The 16,873-nt window shown below is 64.1% G+C and carries 17 protein-coding genes and 1 tRNA gene; 15 read left to right on the top strand and 3 right to left on the bottom strand.

The genetic code is table 11. The annotated features are described in order from the left end of the window. Nucleotides 1-16: 16 nt before the first annotated feature. A tRNA-Ser gene (locus tag CCK88_RS14685) sits at nt 17-106 on the bottom strand. Between the two features lie 267 nt (nt 107-373). Between CCK88_RS14685 and CCK88_RS14680 the strand changes: the two genes are divergently transcribed. The 3 genes from CCK88_RS14680 to CCK88_RS14670 all read left to right on the top strand — a co-directional run bounded on the left by CCK88_RS14680 (nt 374) and on the right by CCK88_RS14670 (nt 1,885). After that, nucleotides 374-697, top strand: a complete 324-nt coding sequence (locus tag CCK88_RS14680; protein ID WP_086471331.1) for a hypothetical protein — start codon at nt 374-376, stop codon at nt 695-697. 56 nt (nt 698-753) lie between these two features. Then, entirely contained in the window at nt 754-1,407 is a 654-nt protein-coding gene (gene msrA, locus CCK88_RS14675) for a peptide-methionine (S)-S-oxide reductase MsrA (protein WP_086471330.1), read from the top strand. A gap of 109 nt (nt 1,408-1,516) precedes the next feature. Beyond that, nucleotides 1,517-1,885 carry an MmcQ/YjbR family DNA-binding protein gene (locus CCK88_RS14670; RefSeq protein ID WP_210189955.1) on the top strand — a complete coding sequence of 123 codons (369 nt, stop codon included), beginning with the start codon at nt 1,517-1,519 and terminating at the stop codon, nt 1,883-1,885. Here the strand turns inward: CCK88_RS14670 and CCK88_RS14665 are convergent. Beyond that, entirely contained in the window at nt 1,882-3,672 is a 1,791-nt protein-coding gene (locus CCK88_RS14665) for a hypothetical protein (RefSeq protein WP_086471329.1), read from the bottom strand. The two genes, CCK88_RS14670 and CCK88_RS14665, sit on opposite strands and share 4 nt — an antisense overlap. Nucleotides 3,673-3,782: 110 nt before the next feature. On the opposite strand from CCK88_RS14665, the gene CCK88_RS14660 reads away from it, so the two are divergent. Both CCK88_RS14660 and CCK88_RS14655 read left to right on the top strand, forming a co-directional pair. Continuing rightward, nucleotides 3,783-4,169: a VOC family protein gene (locus CCK88_RS14660; protein WP_170926506.1), complete on the top strand. Its 387-nt coding sequence runs from the start codon at nt 3,783-3,785 to the stop codon at nt 4,167-4,169. A gap of 75 nt (nt 4,170-4,244) precedes the next feature. After that, a complete protein-coding gene (locus CCK88_RS14655) occupies nt 4,245-5,303 on the top strand; it encodes a GGDEF domain-containing protein (protein WP_086471327.1) in 1,059 nt (352 codons plus the stop codon). 3 nt (nt 5,304-5,306) lie between these two features. Here CCK88_RS14655 and CCK88_RS14650 read toward each other — a convergent pair whose 3' ends face one another. After that, a complete protein-coding gene (locus CCK88_RS14650) occupies nt 5,307-6,032 on the bottom strand; it encodes a TetR family transcriptional regulator C-terminal domain-containing protein (protein WP_086471326.1) in 726 nt (241 codons plus the stop codon). A 173-nt stretch (nt 6,033-6,205) separates the two neighbouring features. On the opposite strand from CCK88_RS14650, the gene aptA reads away from it, so the two are divergent. The 10 genes from aptA to CCK88_RS18505 all read left to right on the top strand — a co-directional run bounded on the left by aptA (nt 6,206) and on the right by CCK88_RS18505 (nt 16,871). Beyond that, a complete protein-coding gene (aptA, locus tag CCK88_RS14645) occupies nt 6,206-7,486 on the top strand; it encodes an omega-aminotransferase AptA (RefSeq protein WP_086471325.1) in 1,281 nt (426 codons plus the stop codon). A 66-nt stretch (nt 7,487-7,552) separates the two neighbouring features. Continuing rightward, nucleotides 7,553-9,049 (top strand): CoA-acylating methylmalonate-semialdehyde dehydrogenase, encoded by a 1,497-nt coding sequence (locus tag CCK88_RS14640; protein ID WP_086471324.1) that lies wholly within the window; start codon nt 7,553-7,555, stop codon nt 9,047-9,049. A 145-nt stretch (nt 9,050-9,194) separates the two neighbouring features. Continuing rightward, a complete protein-coding gene (locus tag CCK88_RS14635) occupies nt 9,195-10,445 on the top strand; it encodes a Zn-dependent hydrolase (RefSeq protein WP_086471323.1) in 1,251 nt (416 codons plus the stop codon). A 151-nt stretch (nt 10,446-10,596) separates the two neighbouring features. Continuing rightward, the gene (locus CCK88_RS14630) at nt 10,597-11,112 is read left to right on the top strand and encodes an endonuclease domain-containing protein (protein WP_244557554.1); all 516 of its coding nucleotides are present in this window, start codon (nt 10,597-10,599) and stop codon (nt 11,110-11,112) included. Then, the gene (gene hydA / locus CCK88_RS14625; protein ID WP_086471321.1) at nt 11,109-12,560 is read left to right on the top strand and encodes a dihydropyrimidinase; all 1,452 of its coding nucleotides are present in this window, start codon (nt 11,109-11,111) and stop codon (nt 12,558-12,560) included. Before CCK88_RS14630 ends, hydA begins: the two co-directional genes overlap by 4 nt. A 172-nt stretch (nt 12,561-12,732) precedes the next feature. Then, entirely contained in the window at nt 12,733-13,518 is a 786-nt protein-coding gene (locus CCK88_RS14620) for an ABC transporter ATP-binding protein (RefSeq protein ID WP_086471320.1), read from the top strand. A gap of 148 nt (nt 13,519-13,666) precedes the next feature. Further along, entirely contained in the window at nt 13,667-14,533 is an 867-nt protein-coding gene (locus CCK88_RS14615; RefSeq protein ID WP_244557553.1) for an ABC transporter permease, read from the top strand. A 233-nt stretch (nt 14,534-14,766) separates the two neighbouring features. Continuing rightward, entirely contained in the window at nt 14,767-15,636 is an 870-nt protein-coding gene (locus CCK88_RS14610) for an ABC transporter permease (RefSeq protein ID WP_425290642.1), read from the top strand. Nucleotides 15,637-15,656: 20 nt separating this feature from the next. Next, nucleotides 15,657-16,637 carry an ABC transporter substrate-binding protein gene (locus tag CCK88_RS14605; RefSeq protein ID WP_086471318.1) on the top strand — a complete coding sequence of 327 codons (981 nt, stop codon included), beginning with the start codon at nt 15,657-15,659 and terminating at the stop codon, nt 16,635-16,637. Nucleotides 16,638-16,706: 69 nt separating this feature from the next. Further along, entirely contained in the window at nt 16,707-16,871 is a 165-nt protein-coding gene (locus CCK88_RS18505; protein WP_170926480.1) for a hypothetical protein, read from the top strand. Nucleotides 16,872-16,873: the final 2 nt, after the last annotated feature.

The raw sequence follows: 16,873 nt of genomic DNA, 5'->3' as shown, positions 1-16,873 counted from the left end.
CAAAGGGCCTTGGGAATGGCGGAGAGAAAGGGATTCGAACCCTTGAGACGGTTCCCCGCCTACACACTTTCCAGGCGTGCGCCTTCGACCACTCGGCCACCTCTCCGCATCGCCTGTCGTCCGGTCTGGAAAGGCCGGACCCGCGGATCCTCGAAAGGCCGCTGCGAGCGAGGCGCAATATACTCAGGATCGACTGCGGCGCAAGGGATCACTTGGCCTCCATACCGATTGTTTTTCCGCTGCCGCAAGGCCCGGTTAACCCGGCGTCTTCATCTTGTGGACGCGGGGACGGCGTGCCACAACGGGCGCGTGCTTGGAATGGAACGAACCTGGGGCGGGTTCGATTGGATATATCCGGGCATAGGAATTGCGGATGCGGCTGCTGTTGCGAATTCTGGGCACCTGGCTGATTGGCCTGGCGCTCATTTATCTTGTCATCGATGGCACCAAGTCATTGGCCGCCAATGCTTTTGTGTTCACAAGCCTGGGACAGGCCTGGACGCAGCTGCATGCGCCCAGCCTCGAGGCGACCCAGGCCTTTCTCGATAGCCGCTTCTTCGCCGACCTTCTGGGTGTCGCACTCGAGGCTCTTCTGACTTACCCGGTCTTTGCCGTTCTCGCCGTCCCCGGCATCATCCTCGCCCTGATGGGTCGCCGTCCGCAGCGCGACCGGTTCCTGCGCCAGGAACAGATATGAAACCGCTGTAACTTCCGCCGCATTGCCGGCGAATAAAGGGCTGAAAGGAGCAACTCATGTTCTTCCGTCAAAAGCCGACCACCATCCCCAGCGCCGCCGACGCCCTCCCGGGGCGGGACACGCAAATGCCTGTTGCCACAGAACATTTTGTCAATGGAGCTCCGCTCAAGGGCCCGTATCCCGAAGGCGCCGAGACCATCTATTTCGGTCTCGGCTGCTTCTGGGGCGCAGAACGCCTGTTCTGGCAGCTGCCGGGCGTCTACGTCACGGCGGTGGGGTACCAGGGGGGCCATACGCCCAACCCGACCTATGAAGAGACCTGCTCGGGCCAGACCGGGCATACCGAAGCGGTCAAGGTGGTCTACGACCCCAAGGTTATCTCCTTGGAAACATTGCTGAAAACCTTCTGGGAGGAGCACGATCCGACCCAGGGCATGCGGCAGGGCAATGACGTGGGCACCCAGTATCGGTCCGCCATCTACACCACCACCCCGCAACAGGCTGAAATCGTTGCGAAAAGTCGCGACGCCTACCAGCAGGCGCTGCGCCAGCGCGGGCTCGGACAGATCACGACCGAGATTGCCGAGGCGGGTCCGTTCTACTATGCGGAAACCTACCACCAGCAATACCTGGCCAAAAACCCCAATGGTTACTGTGGGTTGGCCGGGACTGGGGTGAGCTGCCCGATCGGCCTGGGCGTCAGTGCCTGATTGCAGCAGACCATCGCGATAGTTCTGCAGAACCTCGTGATTTTGCCCTAAAACGGGCGCTCCGGGTAACCGGAGCGCCCAATTTGCTAGCAGACTGTGCACATTTGCCGTGACCTATCCGCCGATCATGCACCGCCCCGCCTTCGAGGCTTTCGTGCGCACGCTTCCGGCCGCCACGATCGTGCACCAGTGGCGCGACGATTCCGTCGCCAAGGTCGGCGGCAAGATCTTCTGCCTGCTCGATCGCGATCCGGGAGAAATCTGGCTCAAGGTGCCGGACATGTCCTTCGACCTGATGATCGAAATGGACGGCATCCGCCCGGCCCCCTACTTCGCGCGAGCAGGCTGGGTCGCCATCAGCCACGAGAGCGCGCTGGGCGAGGACGATCTGCGCGCCTACATCACCGAGGCGCACCGCTTGGTGGCTTCGAAACTCAGCCGTCGCCTGCGCAGCGAACTGGGCCTCGACGCCCCCTAGGGCAGGATGGCGTAAACCTTGAGCGGGCCGCTGGTCGACACATCCTCGAGCCAGTCGGGCGGCGTGCCAGCGGCAAGCAGGTTCGACAAAGTGCCCGGAACATCGAGCCCGGCGCCCCGCATTTCCGGCATGGCCGGGCAGGTGACCAGGAGGCCCAGTCCGCGCACGCGGGCAATCTCTCGCGCCTCGTCGGCCGAGCGGTTGAAGAACCGGAAGGCGTCGAGCACACCATCCTCGTTGCGATGGTAGGGCGCGGCCACCACTTCATGCGGTGTTTCGAGCAGCATGTGCGAACCGAGGTCGATCGGCGTCATGATCCGCTCGGGGGGCAGGGCGCGCAGATCGGCAAAACTGTCGGACACGAGGCAAGGCTGCTTGCTGGCGCGCGTCTGCGCCACGGCCTGCGCCCTCCCGTCGGGGAGGAGGTCGACCACGAGGCTGACCAGCATGCTGAGGATAACCCCTGAAAAGACCAGCCACGATCCGACGAGACCAAGCGCCGAGACGATCCTGGGGCGATCGAGATAGACCGCGCGCGCCCTGACGATCAGCCATGCCGCCGCCGGGATGGCGGGGAGGATGGCGAGACGGGCGCCGCGTATCTGGGTGAGCATGACCAGCGCCGCACAGGCGAGGAAAACGAGGACGGTCAGCCAGCCCATCCGCCGCTCCCGATCCCTGACCAGCGCGGCCGCCGTGGCGAGGAGGCCCAGAAACACGGGCGCGGCAACGGTGATGGCATAGACGGGCAGTTCGAACAGCGATGCATGCCAGGGCTTGGCCTCGACGATGACGGCGATCCAGTTCTCCTGCAGCCACGGATCGAGGCTGCCATAGGGACCGGCAAGGCATTGCGGATAGGCGAGGACAACGACCGCGACGGCGGCAATGCCGAGCGCACCCAAGAGCGCCAGCCTTTGCCAGGCCTGCCGCGGCGGCGGAAGCACGGATACCACGAGATAGGCAAGGCCAACGCCCAGGCCCGCCAGCACGAAGACCGGCGAGATCATGTCGCATGCCGCTTCCAGCCAGCGCGACGGCGGGCGCGCAAGTGCAAGATGCACCGCAAGTCCACCGGCCAGGGCAAGGCCGAAACGGCGCAAATTAGCTGCCCGCGCGGGGTCGGCAACATAGGCAAGCCCGAAAGCCAGAACCGCGGCGACAACAAGCGGCGCCGCCTCGAGCGCCACGGCCAGCGCCGTGGCTGCAACCACACCCGCAAGCCATGCCGCCAGCGGCCGGCGCAGGGCGACCAGGCTGGCCAGAAGACAGGCCATGGTCAGGACGATGATGACGCCATGATGGTCGATGCGCCCGGGGTTGAACTCGGCGAGTACGGCCGGGCTGAGGATCGGCAGCACCAGTGCGGGCAACAGGCCCTCGCGCCCGACCAGTTCGAACGCCACCCGGGCGCTGAGCCAGAGCAGCGTGCCGACCAGCAGAAGCGGCCAAATCGTCCCGGCGATCATCGCCGCCATGCGCGGATCGGCGAACAGCGATGCCGCCATGACCAGCGCGGCGATGGGCAGGTCGACGAGACGCGACCAGTGAATTTCGGCCCCATAGGGCGTGTTGAGCCGATGCTGGACCAGATCGTACCAGTTCTGGCCGGCAGTCAGGTCTCGCACCACCACCATGCGCATGGCGTCGTCGGTGTCGGCAAAGAACGGCCCGTTGCTGTTGGAAAAGAACACCTTGTAGACCAGCGTCGCCACGGCGATGGCCCAGGCAGCCAGGATCCAAAGCCAGTCCTGGCGGGTCAGCGCGGGCTTTTGCAGGTCGGGCACGGAACAGGTCCTCAAGCGGGAAGGACGCGATCATGGTCGGGCCCGAGTTAAGGACGAGTGGAGATGTCGCTGCGACGGGGCTATCATGGCCCGATCGCATGGAGGGTGAGATGACGTCGTCCACAGGGATCAATGGTATCGGGCAGGTCGCCCGTTCCGTGCGCGATGTCGCGCAATCCACGGCCTGGTATCGCGACGTCCTGGGCCTGCCGCTGCTCTATATCTTCGAGGGCATGGCGTTCTTCGACCTGGCGGGCATGCGCCTCTATCTCCAGCAGCAAGCCGATGCGGGCGAGCAGTCCATCCTCTATTTCACTGTCGAGGATATTTCGGCCACCCACGCAGCACTGGAAGCGCGTGGCGTCCGCTTTCTGCGACCGCCTCACCTCGTGCATCGGCACGGTGACGGCACGGAGGACTGGATGGCCTTCTTCACGGACCTGGAGGATCGCCCTCTGGCGCTGATGTCGCGCCGGAGCAGAGCGGACCGCGCATAAAAGCGTCGCGGCGCTAACCGGATGCGAACCTTTGGCGGGTGATCATGGGGGCGGACGCATACCCACTACGTGGACATGAACATCAAACCCCGCCTCAACGCGAAGGATTCCGATCCTGGCCGGGCGCTGGCGCCTATCCGGCTGCTGGTGCTGGGTGCATTCCTCAGCGCCGTGCTGGCCTGCACGGCCCTGTTCGTTTCAGTGCTGCATGTGATGTCGACCACGGACGAACTCTCCATGGCCGAGGAGCGCATGCGCGCGACCCGCATCGCCGAGATCATCCCCCATCTGCCGGCCGACCAGTTGCCGGCCGCCATTGCCGCCATGGGCCGCGTTGCAGGGCTGCGCGCGCTGACGCTCGCGCCGCAGCCCGCGGCCGGGGAGGACATGCAATCCATCCCGCTGCTCGGTGAACCCCTGGGCGGCCAGTTCCTGTCCTGGCGCGCCGAGCGGCCGGGCAAGATCCTGTTCGAAACCCATGCGCCGACGCGGGTACCGCTGATCCTGGGCCTGATCGCCATGGTGCTGATCTGCCTCCTCGCCATGCTGCGCTATGTGCGGAGGCTGGAGCGGCAGCGGCGCGACGCCGAACGGCAGGCGCTGCGCGATCACCTCACCGGCCTGCCCAACCGCCTGGCGCTGGACGAAGAACTGTCACGCCTTGCGGACGAAGGTGCCGCCTTCTCGGTGCTGGCTTTCGATCTCGATCGTTTCAAGCCCATCAACGATCTCTTCGGGCACCACGCCGGCGATCTGGCCCTGATCGAGATCGGACAGCGACTGGCGCTGCAATTGCGGCCCGGCGAAATCCTCGCCCGCGTCGGCGGCGACGAATTCGTGGCCGTGGTGCGCCGCGACGATCCGCGCACCGCACTGGCGCAACTGGCGCGCGACTGTATCGCGGCGGTCGGCCGTCCGATCCATGCGGTCGGGGCCAATGTCACGGTCGGCGTCAGTATTGGCCTCGTCGAAGATGGTGGTGCTCATCCGCCCGCGGCCCTGCTCAAGCGCGTCGACCGGGCGCTCTATGAAGCAAAGCGCATGGCTGGCTCAGCCTTCTGCTTCAGCGGCGACAAGCGCCGTCAGTCATCGGGCGGGCGCAAGGGCTCGGCGCAGGCGCGCGACGCCGCCTGACGATCAGCCCGCGGCGCCCGGGCGTGGCCGGGGCGTGAGGCCATGCATGAACAGCTGTTCGAGATAGCGCGCCGCATCCTCGAAACGTCCCTCGCCATTGCGGCCCTTGCCCAGGACCGCCCGCACCTGCACGTCGAAGTCGGCATAGTGCTGGGTGGTGGCCCAGATCGAAAAGATCAGGTGGTAGGGATCGGTGCGCGCCAGCTTGCCCTGATCCATCCAGGTCAGCAGAACCTTCGCCTTTTCATCGACCAGCCCCTTGAGGTCGATCTCGATCATTTCGCTGATGCGGGGCGCACCCTGCAGCATTTCATTGGCGAAGAGCCGGCTTTCGCGCGGGAAGTCGCGCGCCATTTCAAGCTTGCGGCGGATATAGGAGCGGATTTCGGTGAACGGGTCGCCGTCCTCGTCGAAATCGCGTAGCGGCGCCAGCCATGTGTCGAGCAGCGCGGCGATCAGCCGACGGTGGATCTCTTCCTTTTTCGGGAAATAATAGAGCAGGTTGGGTTTGCTCATTCCCGCCACCTCGGCGATCTGGTCGATGGTGGCGCCCCGGAACCCGTGCACGGCGAAGACCTCGAGCGCCGCTTCGAGAATGATGTCCTGCTTTTCCTTCTGGATCCGCGTCAGCGGCCGCGGATGGGCCGTCGCTGCCTTGGCATCGGCCTTGTGCTGGCGCTTGGCGGCAGAAACGGTGTGCTCGGCGGCTTTCAGATTTCGGGGGGCCATTTTCGCCTTGCGGGAATGTGTAGGGATGCTAACATTTTTCCAACTGGTCAAAATTTCCGGGGTTCGGGACGGTCCGTCAAGAGCCAATTGTTGACCGGGCCAAAATCATCGGGAGCGAGAGCCAAGTGCCCACATCATCCAACGTTGCGCCGAACGATCTCAGCGCGTTCTGGATGCCCTTCACGGCAAACCGGCAGTTCAAGAAGGCGCCGCGCATGTTCGTCGCCGCCAAGGACATGCACTACACCACCTCGGACGGGCGCCAGGTGCTCGACGGCACGGCGGGCCTGTGGTGCGTCAATGCCGGGCATGCGCGCCCCAAGATCGTCGAAGCCATCGCCAACCAGGCGGCCGAGCTCGACTACGCCCCTGCCTTCCAGATGGGTCATCCCAAGGCCTTCGAGCTCGCCAATCGCCTTGTCGACCTGGCTCCGGAAGGTCTCGACCACGTGCTGTTCACCAATTCCGGCTCGGAATCGGTAGAGACCGCCCTCAAGGTGGCCCTGGCCTACCAGAAGGTCATCGGGCAGGGCTCGCGGACCCGGCTCATCGGTCGCGAGCGCGGCTACCATGGCGTCAATTTCGGCGGCATTTCGGTGGGCGGCATCGTCACCAACCGCAAGATGTTCGGCACGCTGCTGACGGGCGTCGATCACCTGCCCCATACCCATAACCTTGCCAAGAATGCCTTCTCGCGCGGCGAGCCTACGCATGGCGTCGACCTTGCCGACGAGCTCGAGCGCATCGTCACCCTGCACGACGCCTCGACCATCGCCGCCGTCATCGTCGAGCCCGTCGCCGGCTCGACCGGCGTGCTCATTCCGCCACCGGGCTATCTCCAGCGCCTGCGCGACATCACCAAAAAGCACGGCATCCTGCTGATCTTCGACGAAGTGATCACCGGCTACGGCCGTCTCGGCACGCCATTCGGCGCCGACTATTTCGGTGTCGTGCCCGATATCATGGTGACGGCCAAGGGCCTGACCAACGGCGTCATCCCCATGGGTGCGGTCATGGTCTCCAAGGAGATCCACGACGCCTTCATGCAAGGGCCCGAACACGTCATCGAGTTCTTCCACGGCTACACCTATTCGGGCAATCCGATTGCCTCGGCGGCAGGGCTGGCGACGCTCGAGACCTACAAGGACGAAGGCCTTTTGACGCGCGGCGCCGAACTGGCCAAGGTCTGGGAAGATGCTCTGCATTCGCTCAAGGGCCTGCCGCATGTCATCGACATCAGAAATATCGGGCTCGTCGGCGCGATCGAGCTGCAGCCCATCGACGGGCAGCCGACCAAGCGCGCCTTCGCGGCCTTCCTCAAGGCCTTCGAGCAGGGACTGCTGATCCGCACCACCGGCGACATCATCGCGCTCTCGCCACCGCTGATCATCTCGGAATCGCAGATCGGCGAAATCGTCTCGACCCTGTCGGGCATCCTCAAGACGCTTGAGTGAAATGGAACAAACATTCTATACCAGAAAATATAGAATGAACGTTCTCAAACTGGAGGGCATGCCCTGATGCAGGTCATCGAAAACGCCGTTGCCGGCAAGCGTTATGTTTCATCCTCGACCCGCCGCGTGCCGGTGTTCAATCCGGCAACGGGCGAACAATCCGCCGAACTGCCGCTCTCGACATCAGACGAGCTGAACGCCGCCGTCGCCAATGCGGTCAAGGCGCAGGTCGCCTGGGGCGCCACCCCGCCGATGAAGCGGGCGCGCGTCATGTTCAAGTTCAAGGCGCTGCTCGACCAGTATGCCGACGATCTGGCGCGCGAGATCTCCAAGGAACACGGCAAGGTGCATGACGACGCGCTGGGCGAAGTGGCGCGCGGCATCGACTGCGTGGATTTCGCCTGCGGCATTCCGCACCTGCTCAAGGGCGAATTCAGCCGCAATGTCGGCCCCAATATCGACAGCTATTCCGACCGTCAGCCGCTCGGCGTCGTGGCCGGCATCACCCCGTTCAATTTCCCGGCCATGGTGCCGATGTGGATGTATCCGGCGGCCATCGCCTGCGGCAATGCCTTCATTTTGAAGCCCTCCGAGCGCGACCCCAGCGCGCCCATGCTGGCCTGGAACCTCTTCATGGAAGCCGGGCTGCCCGAGGGTATCCTCAATATCGTCCATGGCGACAAGGAAATGGTCGACGGCATTCTCGACCATCCCGACATCAAGGCCGTGAGCTTCGTCGGCTCGACCCCGATCGCCGAATATGTCTACCAGCGCGGCACCAAGGCCGGTAAGCGCGTGCAGGCCCTGGGCGGGGCCAAGAACCACATGATCATCATGCCCGATGCCGATCTCGACCAGGCGGCCGACGCGCTGATGGGCGCCGGCTACGGTTCGGCCGGCGAGCGCTGCATGGCCATTTCGGTGGCCGTGCCGGTGGGCAAGGACACGGCCGATGCACTCGTTGCCAAGCTCAAGCCGCGGGTCGAAAGTCTGAAAATCGGCCCGGCGACCGACAAGGACGCCGAAATGGGTCCTGTCGTCACAAAGATGCACCGCGACAAGATCCTGGGGTACATCGACAGCGGTGTCGAAGAGGGCGCCGAGCTCGTCGTCGACGGCCGCGGCTTCACGCTGCAGGGCTACGAGAACGGCTATTATGTCGGCGGCACGCTGTTCGACAACGTCGAGCCGGACATGAAGATCTACAAGGAAGAGATCTTCGGGCCGGTGCTCTCGGTGGTGCGCCGCGACAGCTTCAAGGACGCGGTCGACCTGATCCACGGCCACGAATATGCCAATGGCACGGCCATCTTCACCCGCGACGGCGACGCCGCGCGCGAATTCGCCGACAAGATCGAAGTGGGCATGGTGGGCATCAACGTGCCGATCCCGGTGCCGGTGGCCTATCACAGTTTTGGCGGCTGGAAGCGCTCGCTGTTCGGTGATCACTCCATCTACGGGCCCGAAGGCATCCACTTCTACACAAGGCTCAAGACCGTCACCACCCGCTGGCCCGCCGGCATCAAGGGCGGCGCGGAATTCAGCTTCCCGAGCGTGAAATAGGCGCGACATGGTCAGCGGCACCTCCAAATCGCTGACCCGCCTGCGCCTCTCCCCGGCGGAGAGGACACTGACGTTTCCGGCCCTGCCCTCGCCCTGTCGCGATGGCGGGGCTTTTTGTTCGACCACCAGCATCTGAGACCCATCCATGACCTCTCCCGGCGAAAACCTTCGGATCAATGGCGACCGGCTCTGGGAGAGCCTGATGGACATGGCCAGGATCGGGCCGGGGATCGCGGGCGGGAATAACCGCCAGACCCTGACAGATGCGGATAAAGAAGGCCGCGAACTGTTCCAGCGCTGGTGCGAGGACGCGGGCCTGACCATGGGCGTCGACCAGATGGGCACCATGTTCATGACCCGGCCGGGCACCGATCCCGACGCCCTGCCGGTCTATGTCGGCAGCCATCTCGATACCCAGCCTACGGGCGGCAAGTATGACGGCGTGCTCGGCGTGCTGGCCGGACTCGAGGTCGTGCGGACGATGAACGATCTGGGCATCAGGACCAGGCACCCCATCGTCGTCACCAACTGGACCAATGAGGAAGGCGCGCGCTTTGCCCCGGCCATGCTAGCCTCGGGCGTCTTTGCCGGGGTGATCCCGCTCGAGCACGCCTATGCCCGCACCGACATGGATGGCAAGACCTTCGGCGACGAACTGAAACGCATCGGCTGGGTCGGCGACGAGACCGTGGGCGCGCGGAAAATGCACGCCTATTTCGAATACCATATCGAGCAGGGTCCGATCCTCGAGGCCGAGGACAAGCAGATCGGCGTGGTGACGCATTGCCAGGGCCTGTGGTGGCTCGAATTCACCCTGACCGGCAAGGAAGCCCATACCGGCTCGACCCCGATGACCATGCGCGTCAATGCGGGTCTGGCGATGGCGCGCATCATGGAAATGGTGCAAGAGGTGGCCATGGAAGCCCAGCCGGGCGCCGTCGGTGGCGTGGGGCAGGTGAAATTCACCCCCAATTCGCGCAACGTGCTGCCGGCCAAGGTGGTGTTCACTGTCGACATCCGCTCGCCCGATATCGACAAGCTCAATCGCATGCGGGCCGAGATCGAAAAGCGCGCCGCCGACATCTGCGCCGAGATTGGCGTGGGTTGCGCGGTGGAGGCGATTGGCCATTTCGATCCGGTCACCTTCGATCCCACCCTGGTTGGCCGGGTGCGCGCGGCCGCCGAAAAGCTCGGCTACAGCCACATGAACGTCATCTCCGGCGCCGGCCACGACGCCTGCTGGGCGGCGAAAGTCGCGCCGGCGACCATGATCATGTGCCCCTGCGTCGATGGATTGAGCCACAACGAGGCCGAGGAGATCTCCAGGGAATGGGCGACGGCGGGAGCCGATGTGCTGTTCCACGCGGTGGTGGAAACGGCGGAGGTCGTGGAGTGAGATTATCGCTCGTTTCGATATCCCCCTCATCCGGCGCTCCGCGCCACCTTCTCCCTGAGAAGGAGAAGAATAGATCGGCGCGCGCCGCTTATTCCTCTCCCTCTCGGGGAGAGGTGGCTCCGCGTAGCCGAGTCGGTGAGGGGGATTGCAGGTGACTACCCGCCCCCGTCAGTTGCGCAGGACTGCATCCGATGCCGAAAATCGGCTCTGGTATGTTTTGCGCAATCGGGGCTTAGGCGGGTGGAAGTTCAACCGTCAGGTTCCAGTGGGACCTTACATCGCTGACTTTGCCTGCCGTGAGGCAGCACTGATCGTCGAACTCGATGGCGGGCAGCATGCCGAGAATGCAGCGGACGTAACGCGCACGGCCTTTCTCAATGCCGAGGGTTATTCCGTTGTGCGCTTCTGGAACGACGAAGTGCTGAATCATCGCGACATGGTCTGCGAACTGATCCTGGGGGTGATTGAAAAATCCCCCTCACCCGACCTCCGCTTCGCTCCGGCCACCCTCTCCCCGAGTGGGAGAGGAATAAGAGGCGTTCGCGCTGCCGCCGGCGCACAATTTCTCAATCAGGCACGGTCCGTTCTTCTCCCTCTCGGGGAGAAGGTGGCTCGCCCGCAGGGCGAGACGGATGAGGGGGCCTCAGCATCAAGAGGGAATCCATGAGCACAGTCATCAAGAACGGCACCGTCGTCACCGCCGATCTCTCCTACGAGGCCGATGTGCGGATCGAGGGCGATGTGATCGTCGAGATCGGCAAGAATCTTTTCGGCGACGAAGTGCTGGATGCCACGGGCTGCCTCATCATGCCCGGCGGCATCGATCCGCATACGCATCTCGAAATGCCGTTCATGGGCACCTATTCGGCCGATGATTTCGAGAGCGGCACGCGGGCGGGCCTCGCGGGCGGAACCACCATGGTCGTCGATTTCTGTCTGCCCAATCCGGACCAGAGCCTGCTCGAAGCGCTCAAGATGTGGGACAACAAGACCGGCAAGGCCAGCGCCGACTATTCCTTCCACATGGCCATCACCTGGTGGGGCGAGCAGGTGTTCAACGAAATGGCCGAGGTGGTTGATCGCGGTATCACCTCGTTCAAGCACTTCATGGCCTATAAGGGCGCGCTGATGGTGAACGACGACGAGATGTTCGCCTCGTTCCAGCGCTGCGCGGCCTTGGGGGCGCTGCCGCTGGTGCATGCCGAAAACGGCGACGTCGTTGCCGCGATGACGGCCAAGCTCCTGGCCGAAGGCAATAACGGGCCGGAGGGCCATGCCTATTCGCGGCCGCCGGAAGTCGAGGGCGAAGCCACCAACCGGGCCATCATGATCGCCGACATGGCCGGCGTGCCGCTCTATGTCGTGCACACGAGCTGCGAGCAGGCGCACGAAGCCATCCGCCGGGCCCGGCAGAAGGGCATGCGCGTCTATGGCGAACCGCTGATCCAGCACCTGACGCTCGACGAGAGCGAATATTTCAACGCCGACTGGGACCATGCCGCGCGCCGGGTGATGTCGCCGCCCTTCCGCAACAAGCAGCACCAGGATTCGCTCTGGGCTGGCCTGCAGGCGGGCTCGCTCTCCTGCGTCGCCACCGATCACTGCGCCTTCACGTCGGAGCAGAAGCGTACCGGTGTCGGCAATTTTGCGAAAATTCCGAACGGCACGGGCGGGCTCGAGGATCGACTGCCGGTGCTCTGGACCGCAGGCGTCAATACCGGGCGGCTGACGCCCAATGAATTCGTGGCCGTGACCTCGACCAACATCGCCAAGATCCTCAACATGTATCCCAGGAAGGGTGCGGTCATGGTCGGCGCCGATGCCGATCTCGTCGTCTGGGACCCCAAGCGCAAGAAGACCATTTCGGCGAAAAGCCAGCAGTCGGTCATCGACTACAATGTGTTCGAGGGCTTTGAAGTCACCGGCCTGCCGCGCTTCGTGCTCAGCCGCGGCAAGGTGTCGATTGTCGAGAACGAGGTGAAGGCCGAGCCCGGCCACGGCAAGTTCGTGGCGCGCGAAGCGAAGAACCCTGTGAATAGGGCGCTCAGCCAGTGGAAGGAACTGGTCGCCCCGCGCAAGGTGGAGCGGACGGGTATTCCGGCGACGGGGGTTTGATGCGGCACTTGGTTATCGTGGAGAAATCCCCCTCACCCGTCTCGGCCCTTGGCCGATCCACCCTCTCCCCGAGAGGGAGAGGAATTAGCACCGAGTTCGACCGAGCACCGGACCATTCTTCTCCCTCTCGCGGAGAAGATGGCGCGCAGCGCCGGATGAGGGGGATGTCCGCATGAGCGTCGTCTCCGCCCAGAATCTCGGCCTCACCTTTCCCACCGGCGATGGCGACATTGTCGCTTTGAGCGATGTCAACCTCACCATCGAGAAGGGAGATTTCGTCTCCTTCATCGGGCCTTCGGGCTGTGGCAAGACCACGTTCCTGCGGGCCATTGCCGATCTCGAAAAACCGACGTCTGGCACGCTCACCGTCAACGGCATGAGCGCCGAGGCGGCGCGCAAGGCGCGGGCCTATGGCTATGTGTTCCAGGCGGCCGCGCTCTATCCGTGGCGCACGATCGAGAAGAACGTGGCTCTGCCACTTGAGATCATGGGCTATTCGGCCAGCGAACAGGCCGAGCGCATCCGGAGCACTATGGAACTCGTGAACCTCGCCGGTTTCGAGAAAAAATATCCCTGGCAGCTCTCGGGCGGCATGCAGCAGCGCGCCTCCATCGCCCGCGCCCTGGCCTTCGATGCCGACCTGCTGCTGATGGACGAGCCGTTCGGGGCGCTGGACGAGATCGTCCGCGACCATCTCAATTCCGAACTCCTCAAGCTTTGGGACAGGACGCAAAAGACCATCTGCTTTGTGACGCACTCCATTCCCGAGGCAGTTTATCTCTCGACCAAGATCGTCGTCATGTCGCCGCGGCCGGGCCGGGTGACCGATGTGATCGAAAGCACGCTGCCACGGGAGCGGCCGCTCGACATCCGCGAAACGCCGGAGTTCCTGGAGATCGCCGCACGGGTGCGCGATGGGTTGAGGGCAGGGCATAGCTATGACGAGGGAGCGGTATGATGGGGGCGGTGGCTAGCCCAAAACGCCCACGCCCAGCCTCCCCCGGAAGACGGGGGAGGGGCCTGCCGGTGTCCGGCCCGTTCTCGCGGCAAACCCGATGCACTCCTCCCCTTTCTTCAGGGGGAGGTTGGGTGGGGGTCTTCAGCTCATGAACCGCGTCTTCCCCGTGCTCACGGTCCTGCTTGCCATCGTCCTCTTCTGGTACGTCATGGCCGTGCATATGAATGCGCCCTGGCAGAACCAGCTCAATGGTCGTGCCGGCCTCGAAAACGTGCCCTTCACCGAATTCGCCCAGCAGACCTGGTCGCAGGACAAGCCGGTTCTGCCCGCACCGCATCAGGTGGTAGGGGAAATCTGGAACGCGACCGTGGCGCTGGAACTGACCTCGCGGCGTTCGCTTGCCTACCATGCCTGGATCACCCTGTCGGCGACGCTCCTGGGCTTTGCTCTGGGGACGGGGCTGGGCGTGGGCCTGGCCGTGGCCATCATCCACAATGACGCATCCGATCGGTCGCTGATGCCCTGGATCATCGCCAGCCAGACCATTCCCATTCTCGCCGTCGCACCCATGGTGGTGGTCGGCCTCGGAGCGGTCGGCCTCACCGGCCTCGTGCCCAAATCGCTGATCTCGATGTATCTGAGCTTTTTTCCGGTCGTCGTCGGCATGGTCAAGGGCCTGCGTTCGCCCGAAAATATCCAGCTCGACCTGATGCGCACCTATGATGCCAATCCCTGGCAGGTGTTCTGGAAACTGCGCTGGCCCGCTTCCATGCCGTTCCTCTTCGCCTCGATGAAGGTCGGCATCGCCATATCCCTCATCGGGGCGGTGGTCGCCGAACTGTCCAATGCCTCGGGCGGTGGTCTGGGCGTACGATTGCTGACCGGGTCTTATAATGGCCAGACCATCCAGATCTGGGCGGCGCTGTTCATCGCGGCAGGACTTGCGGCCGTGCTCGTTGCGGTGGTCGGCTCGGCCGAACGGGTCGTCAACCGCAGGATGGGAGCCCGGGCATGAGGCGCGATCTCTCCTATTTCCAGCTCTACCTGGCGCTGATCGCATCAGGCTGTGGCCTCGCCGGGTTCGCCATGAGCCTGCCTACGCTTGGCACCGCGCCGCTGGTCGCGACCTTCTTCGCGCTGGCGGCACTCTCGCTGGTGCGCCTCGTCATGCCGCTGAGCGCCTGGCTCGACGGTGCGATGGCGGTGTTCGGCGCGGTCGCGCTGATCGCGTCGCTGCCGGCGGGCACCATGCCCATTCACCACTGGCTGGCCTTGTTCGCCGCCTGGGCCTTCGCCTGGCTCTTCGTCGAACGGCTATCCGCCGCCATCCGTGCCGGCAGGCTGCCCGAAACCGGCACCGGCGTCCTGATCCCCGTGGTGTTCGGGCTCGCCCTGCTGGTGGTGTGGGAAGTGGTCACCCGCGGCGCCAACGTGCCGCCGGTGCTGCTGCCGCCTCCCTCCGCCATCGGCGCGCGCCTTGCCGCCGAAACCGGCATCCTGTGGGCCGATTTCGTCCAGACCTTCATCAAGTCGGTCATTCCCGGCTATATCATCGGGTGCCTCGCCGGCCTCGTCGTCGCCATCGCCGTCGACCGCTCGCCCTTCCTCAAGGCCGGCGTCATGCCCATCGGCAATTTCATGTCGGCCCTGCCCATCATCGGCATCGCGCCGATCATGGTCATGTGGTTCGGCTTCGACTGGCAATCCAAGGCTGCCGTCGTCGTCGCCATGACGTTCTTCCCCATGCTGGTCAATACCGTCGCCGGGCTCAATGCCGCCTCGGCCATGGAGCGCGACCTCATGACCACCTATGCCGCCAGCTATTGGCAGACCCTTATGAAGCTCAGGCTCCCCGCTGCGGGCCCCTTCATATTCAACGCCCTCAAGATCAACTCGACTTTGGCCCTGATCGGCGCAATCGTAGCGGAATTCTTCGGGACGCCCGTCGTGGGAATGGGCTTCCGGATATCGACCGGGGTGGGGCGTCTCGCCATCGACCTGGTCTGGGCGGAGATCGCTGTCGCGGCGGTCGCGGGGTCCGCCTTCTACGGGGTGATCGCCCTCATCGAAAGGGGCGTCACCTTCTGGCATCCGTCTGTCCGTGGTGGGCGGACGTAAAGGGAAAAGGGAACGAGCAAATGAAGAAGATCATCACAGGGTTGATGGCAGGGGTGCTGGCCATGTCAGCCGCCCCGGCCGCCATGGCCGCCGACGCGCTGACGCTGCAGCTCAAGTGGGTGACCCAGGCACAGTTCGCCGGTTACCTCGTGGCCGAGGCCAAGGGCTTCTACGACGAGGAAAACCTCGACATCACCATCCTGCCGGGCGGCCCGAACATCGCCCCCGAACAGGTGATCGCCGGCGGTGGCGCCGATATCATCGTCACCTGGATGGCCGCTGGCCTGTCGGCGCGCGACAACGGCGTGCCGCTGGTCAACATCGCCCAGCCGTTCAAGCGCTCGGGCCTGATGATGATCTGCCCGACCGAAACCGGCATCACCTCGGAAGCCGACTTCCCGGGTCATACGCTGGGCGTCTGGTTCTTCGGCAACGAATATCCGTTCTTTGCCTGGATGAACAAGATCGGTCTCGCCACCGACGGCTCGGAAGGCGGCGTCACCGTGCTGCAGCAGAGCTTCGATATCCAGCCCATGATCCAGGGCCAGGCGGACTGTATCTCGGTCATGACCTACAACGAATACGGCCAGGCGCTCGATGCCGGCTACGGTCCCGACAACCTCACCATCTTCAACTATACCGAAATGGGCAACGACCTGCTCGAAGACGGCCTCTACGTCATGGAGGACACCCTCGACGATCCGGCCAAGGTCGACGCCTATACCCGTTTCGTGCGCGCCTCGATGAAGGGCTGGGCCTATGCCCTGGAAAACCCGGATGAGGCCGCCGAGATCGTGGTGGAGATGGACGATACCGGCGCGGCCGAGTTCGATCACCAGCGCTACATGGTGGAAGAGGTTTCCAAGCTCGTCGACGCCGATGATGCGGCCCTCGACATGGCCACCTATGACCGCACGGCCAAGGCCCTGCTCGACCAGAGCATCATCAAGGCCGAACCCGAAGGCGCCTACACGACCGTGGTCACCGACGCGCTCAAGTAAGCGCTGCCAGGAGGCATTGCAGCGGGCGGGGAGCGATCCCCGCCCGTTTTGTTTTTCGCCGTTCTGCCAGTGTCTTGCCCCATTCGGAACAAAATCCGCCCTCGTGCCGTTGGGGCAGCAGCGTCACTCGAAAAGCGTCAACACGAAGAGGGCTATCCCATGAATTCCATCATTTATCTCGTCGGTCTCGTGGTCATCGTCATGGCCATCCTGTCCTTCATCGGCCTCGCCTGAAC

The organism is Devosia lucknowensis, from assembly GCF_900177655.1.
In the GTDB taxonomy this organism is placed as follows: domain Bacteria; phylum Pseudomonadota; class Alphaproteobacteria; order Rhizobiales; family Devosiaceae; genus Devosia; species Devosia lucknowensis.
The sequence above is the reverse complement of the archived record's forward strand: the minus strand, read 5'-3'. Positions and strand labels throughout refer to the sequence as shown.

What these genes read in the sequence shown, in the direction of transcription:
- CCK88_RS14680 (WP_086471331.1), top strand. Translation starts at nt 374, where the DNA reads ATGCGGCTGCTGTTGCGAATTCTGGGCACCTGGCTGATTGGCCTGGCG.
- msrA (WP_086471330.1), top strand. Translation starts at nt 754, where the DNA reads ATGTTCTTCCGTCAAAAGCCGACCACCATCCCCAGCGCCGCCGACGCC.
- CCK88_RS14660 (WP_170926506.1), top strand. Translation starts at nt 3,783, where the DNA reads ATGACGTCGTCCACAGGGATCAATGGTATCGGGCAGGTCGCCCGTTCC.
- CCK88_RS14655 (WP_086471327.1), top strand. Translation starts at nt 4,245, where the DNA reads ATGAACATCAAACCCCGCCTCAACGCGAAGGATTCCGATCCTGGCCGG.
- CCK88_RS14650 (WP_086471326.1), bottom strand. Translation starts at nt 6,032, where the DNA reads ATGGCCCCCCGAAATCTGAAAGCCGCCGAGCACACCGTTTCTGCCGCC.
- aptA (WP_086471325.1), top strand. Translation starts at nt 6,206, where the DNA reads ATGCCCTTCACGGCAAACCGGCAGTTCAAGAAGGCGCCGCGCATGTTC.
- CCK88_RS14640 (WP_086471324.1), top strand. Translation starts at nt 7,553, where the DNA reads ATGCAGGTCATCGAAAACGCCGTTGCCGGCAAGCGTTATGTTTCATCC.
- CCK88_RS14635 (WP_086471323.1), top strand. Translation starts at nt 9,195, where the DNA reads ATGACCTCTCCCGGCGAAAACCTTCGGATCAATGGCGACCGGCTCTGG.
- hydA (WP_086471321.1), top strand. Translation starts at nt 11,109, where the DNA reads ATGAGCACAGTCATCAAGAACGGCACCGTCGTCACCGCCGATCTCTCC.
- CCK88_RS14620 (WP_086471320.1), top strand. Translation starts at nt 12,733, where the DNA reads ATGAGCGTCGTCTCCGCCCAGAATCTCGGCCTCACCTTTCCCACCGGC.
- CCK88_RS14615 (WP_244557553.1), top strand. Translation starts at nt 13,667, where the DNA reads ATGAACCGCGTCTTCCCCGTGCTCACGGTCCTGCTTGCCATCGTCCTC.
- CCK88_RS14610 (WP_425290642.1), top strand. Translation starts at nt 14,767, where the DNA reads ATGCCCATTCACCACTGGCTGGCCTTGTTCGCCGCCTGGGCCTTCGCC.
- CCK88_RS14605 (WP_086471318.1), top strand. Translation starts at nt 15,657, where the DNA reads ATGAAGAAGATCATCACAGGGTTGATGGCAGGGGTGCTGGCCATGTCA.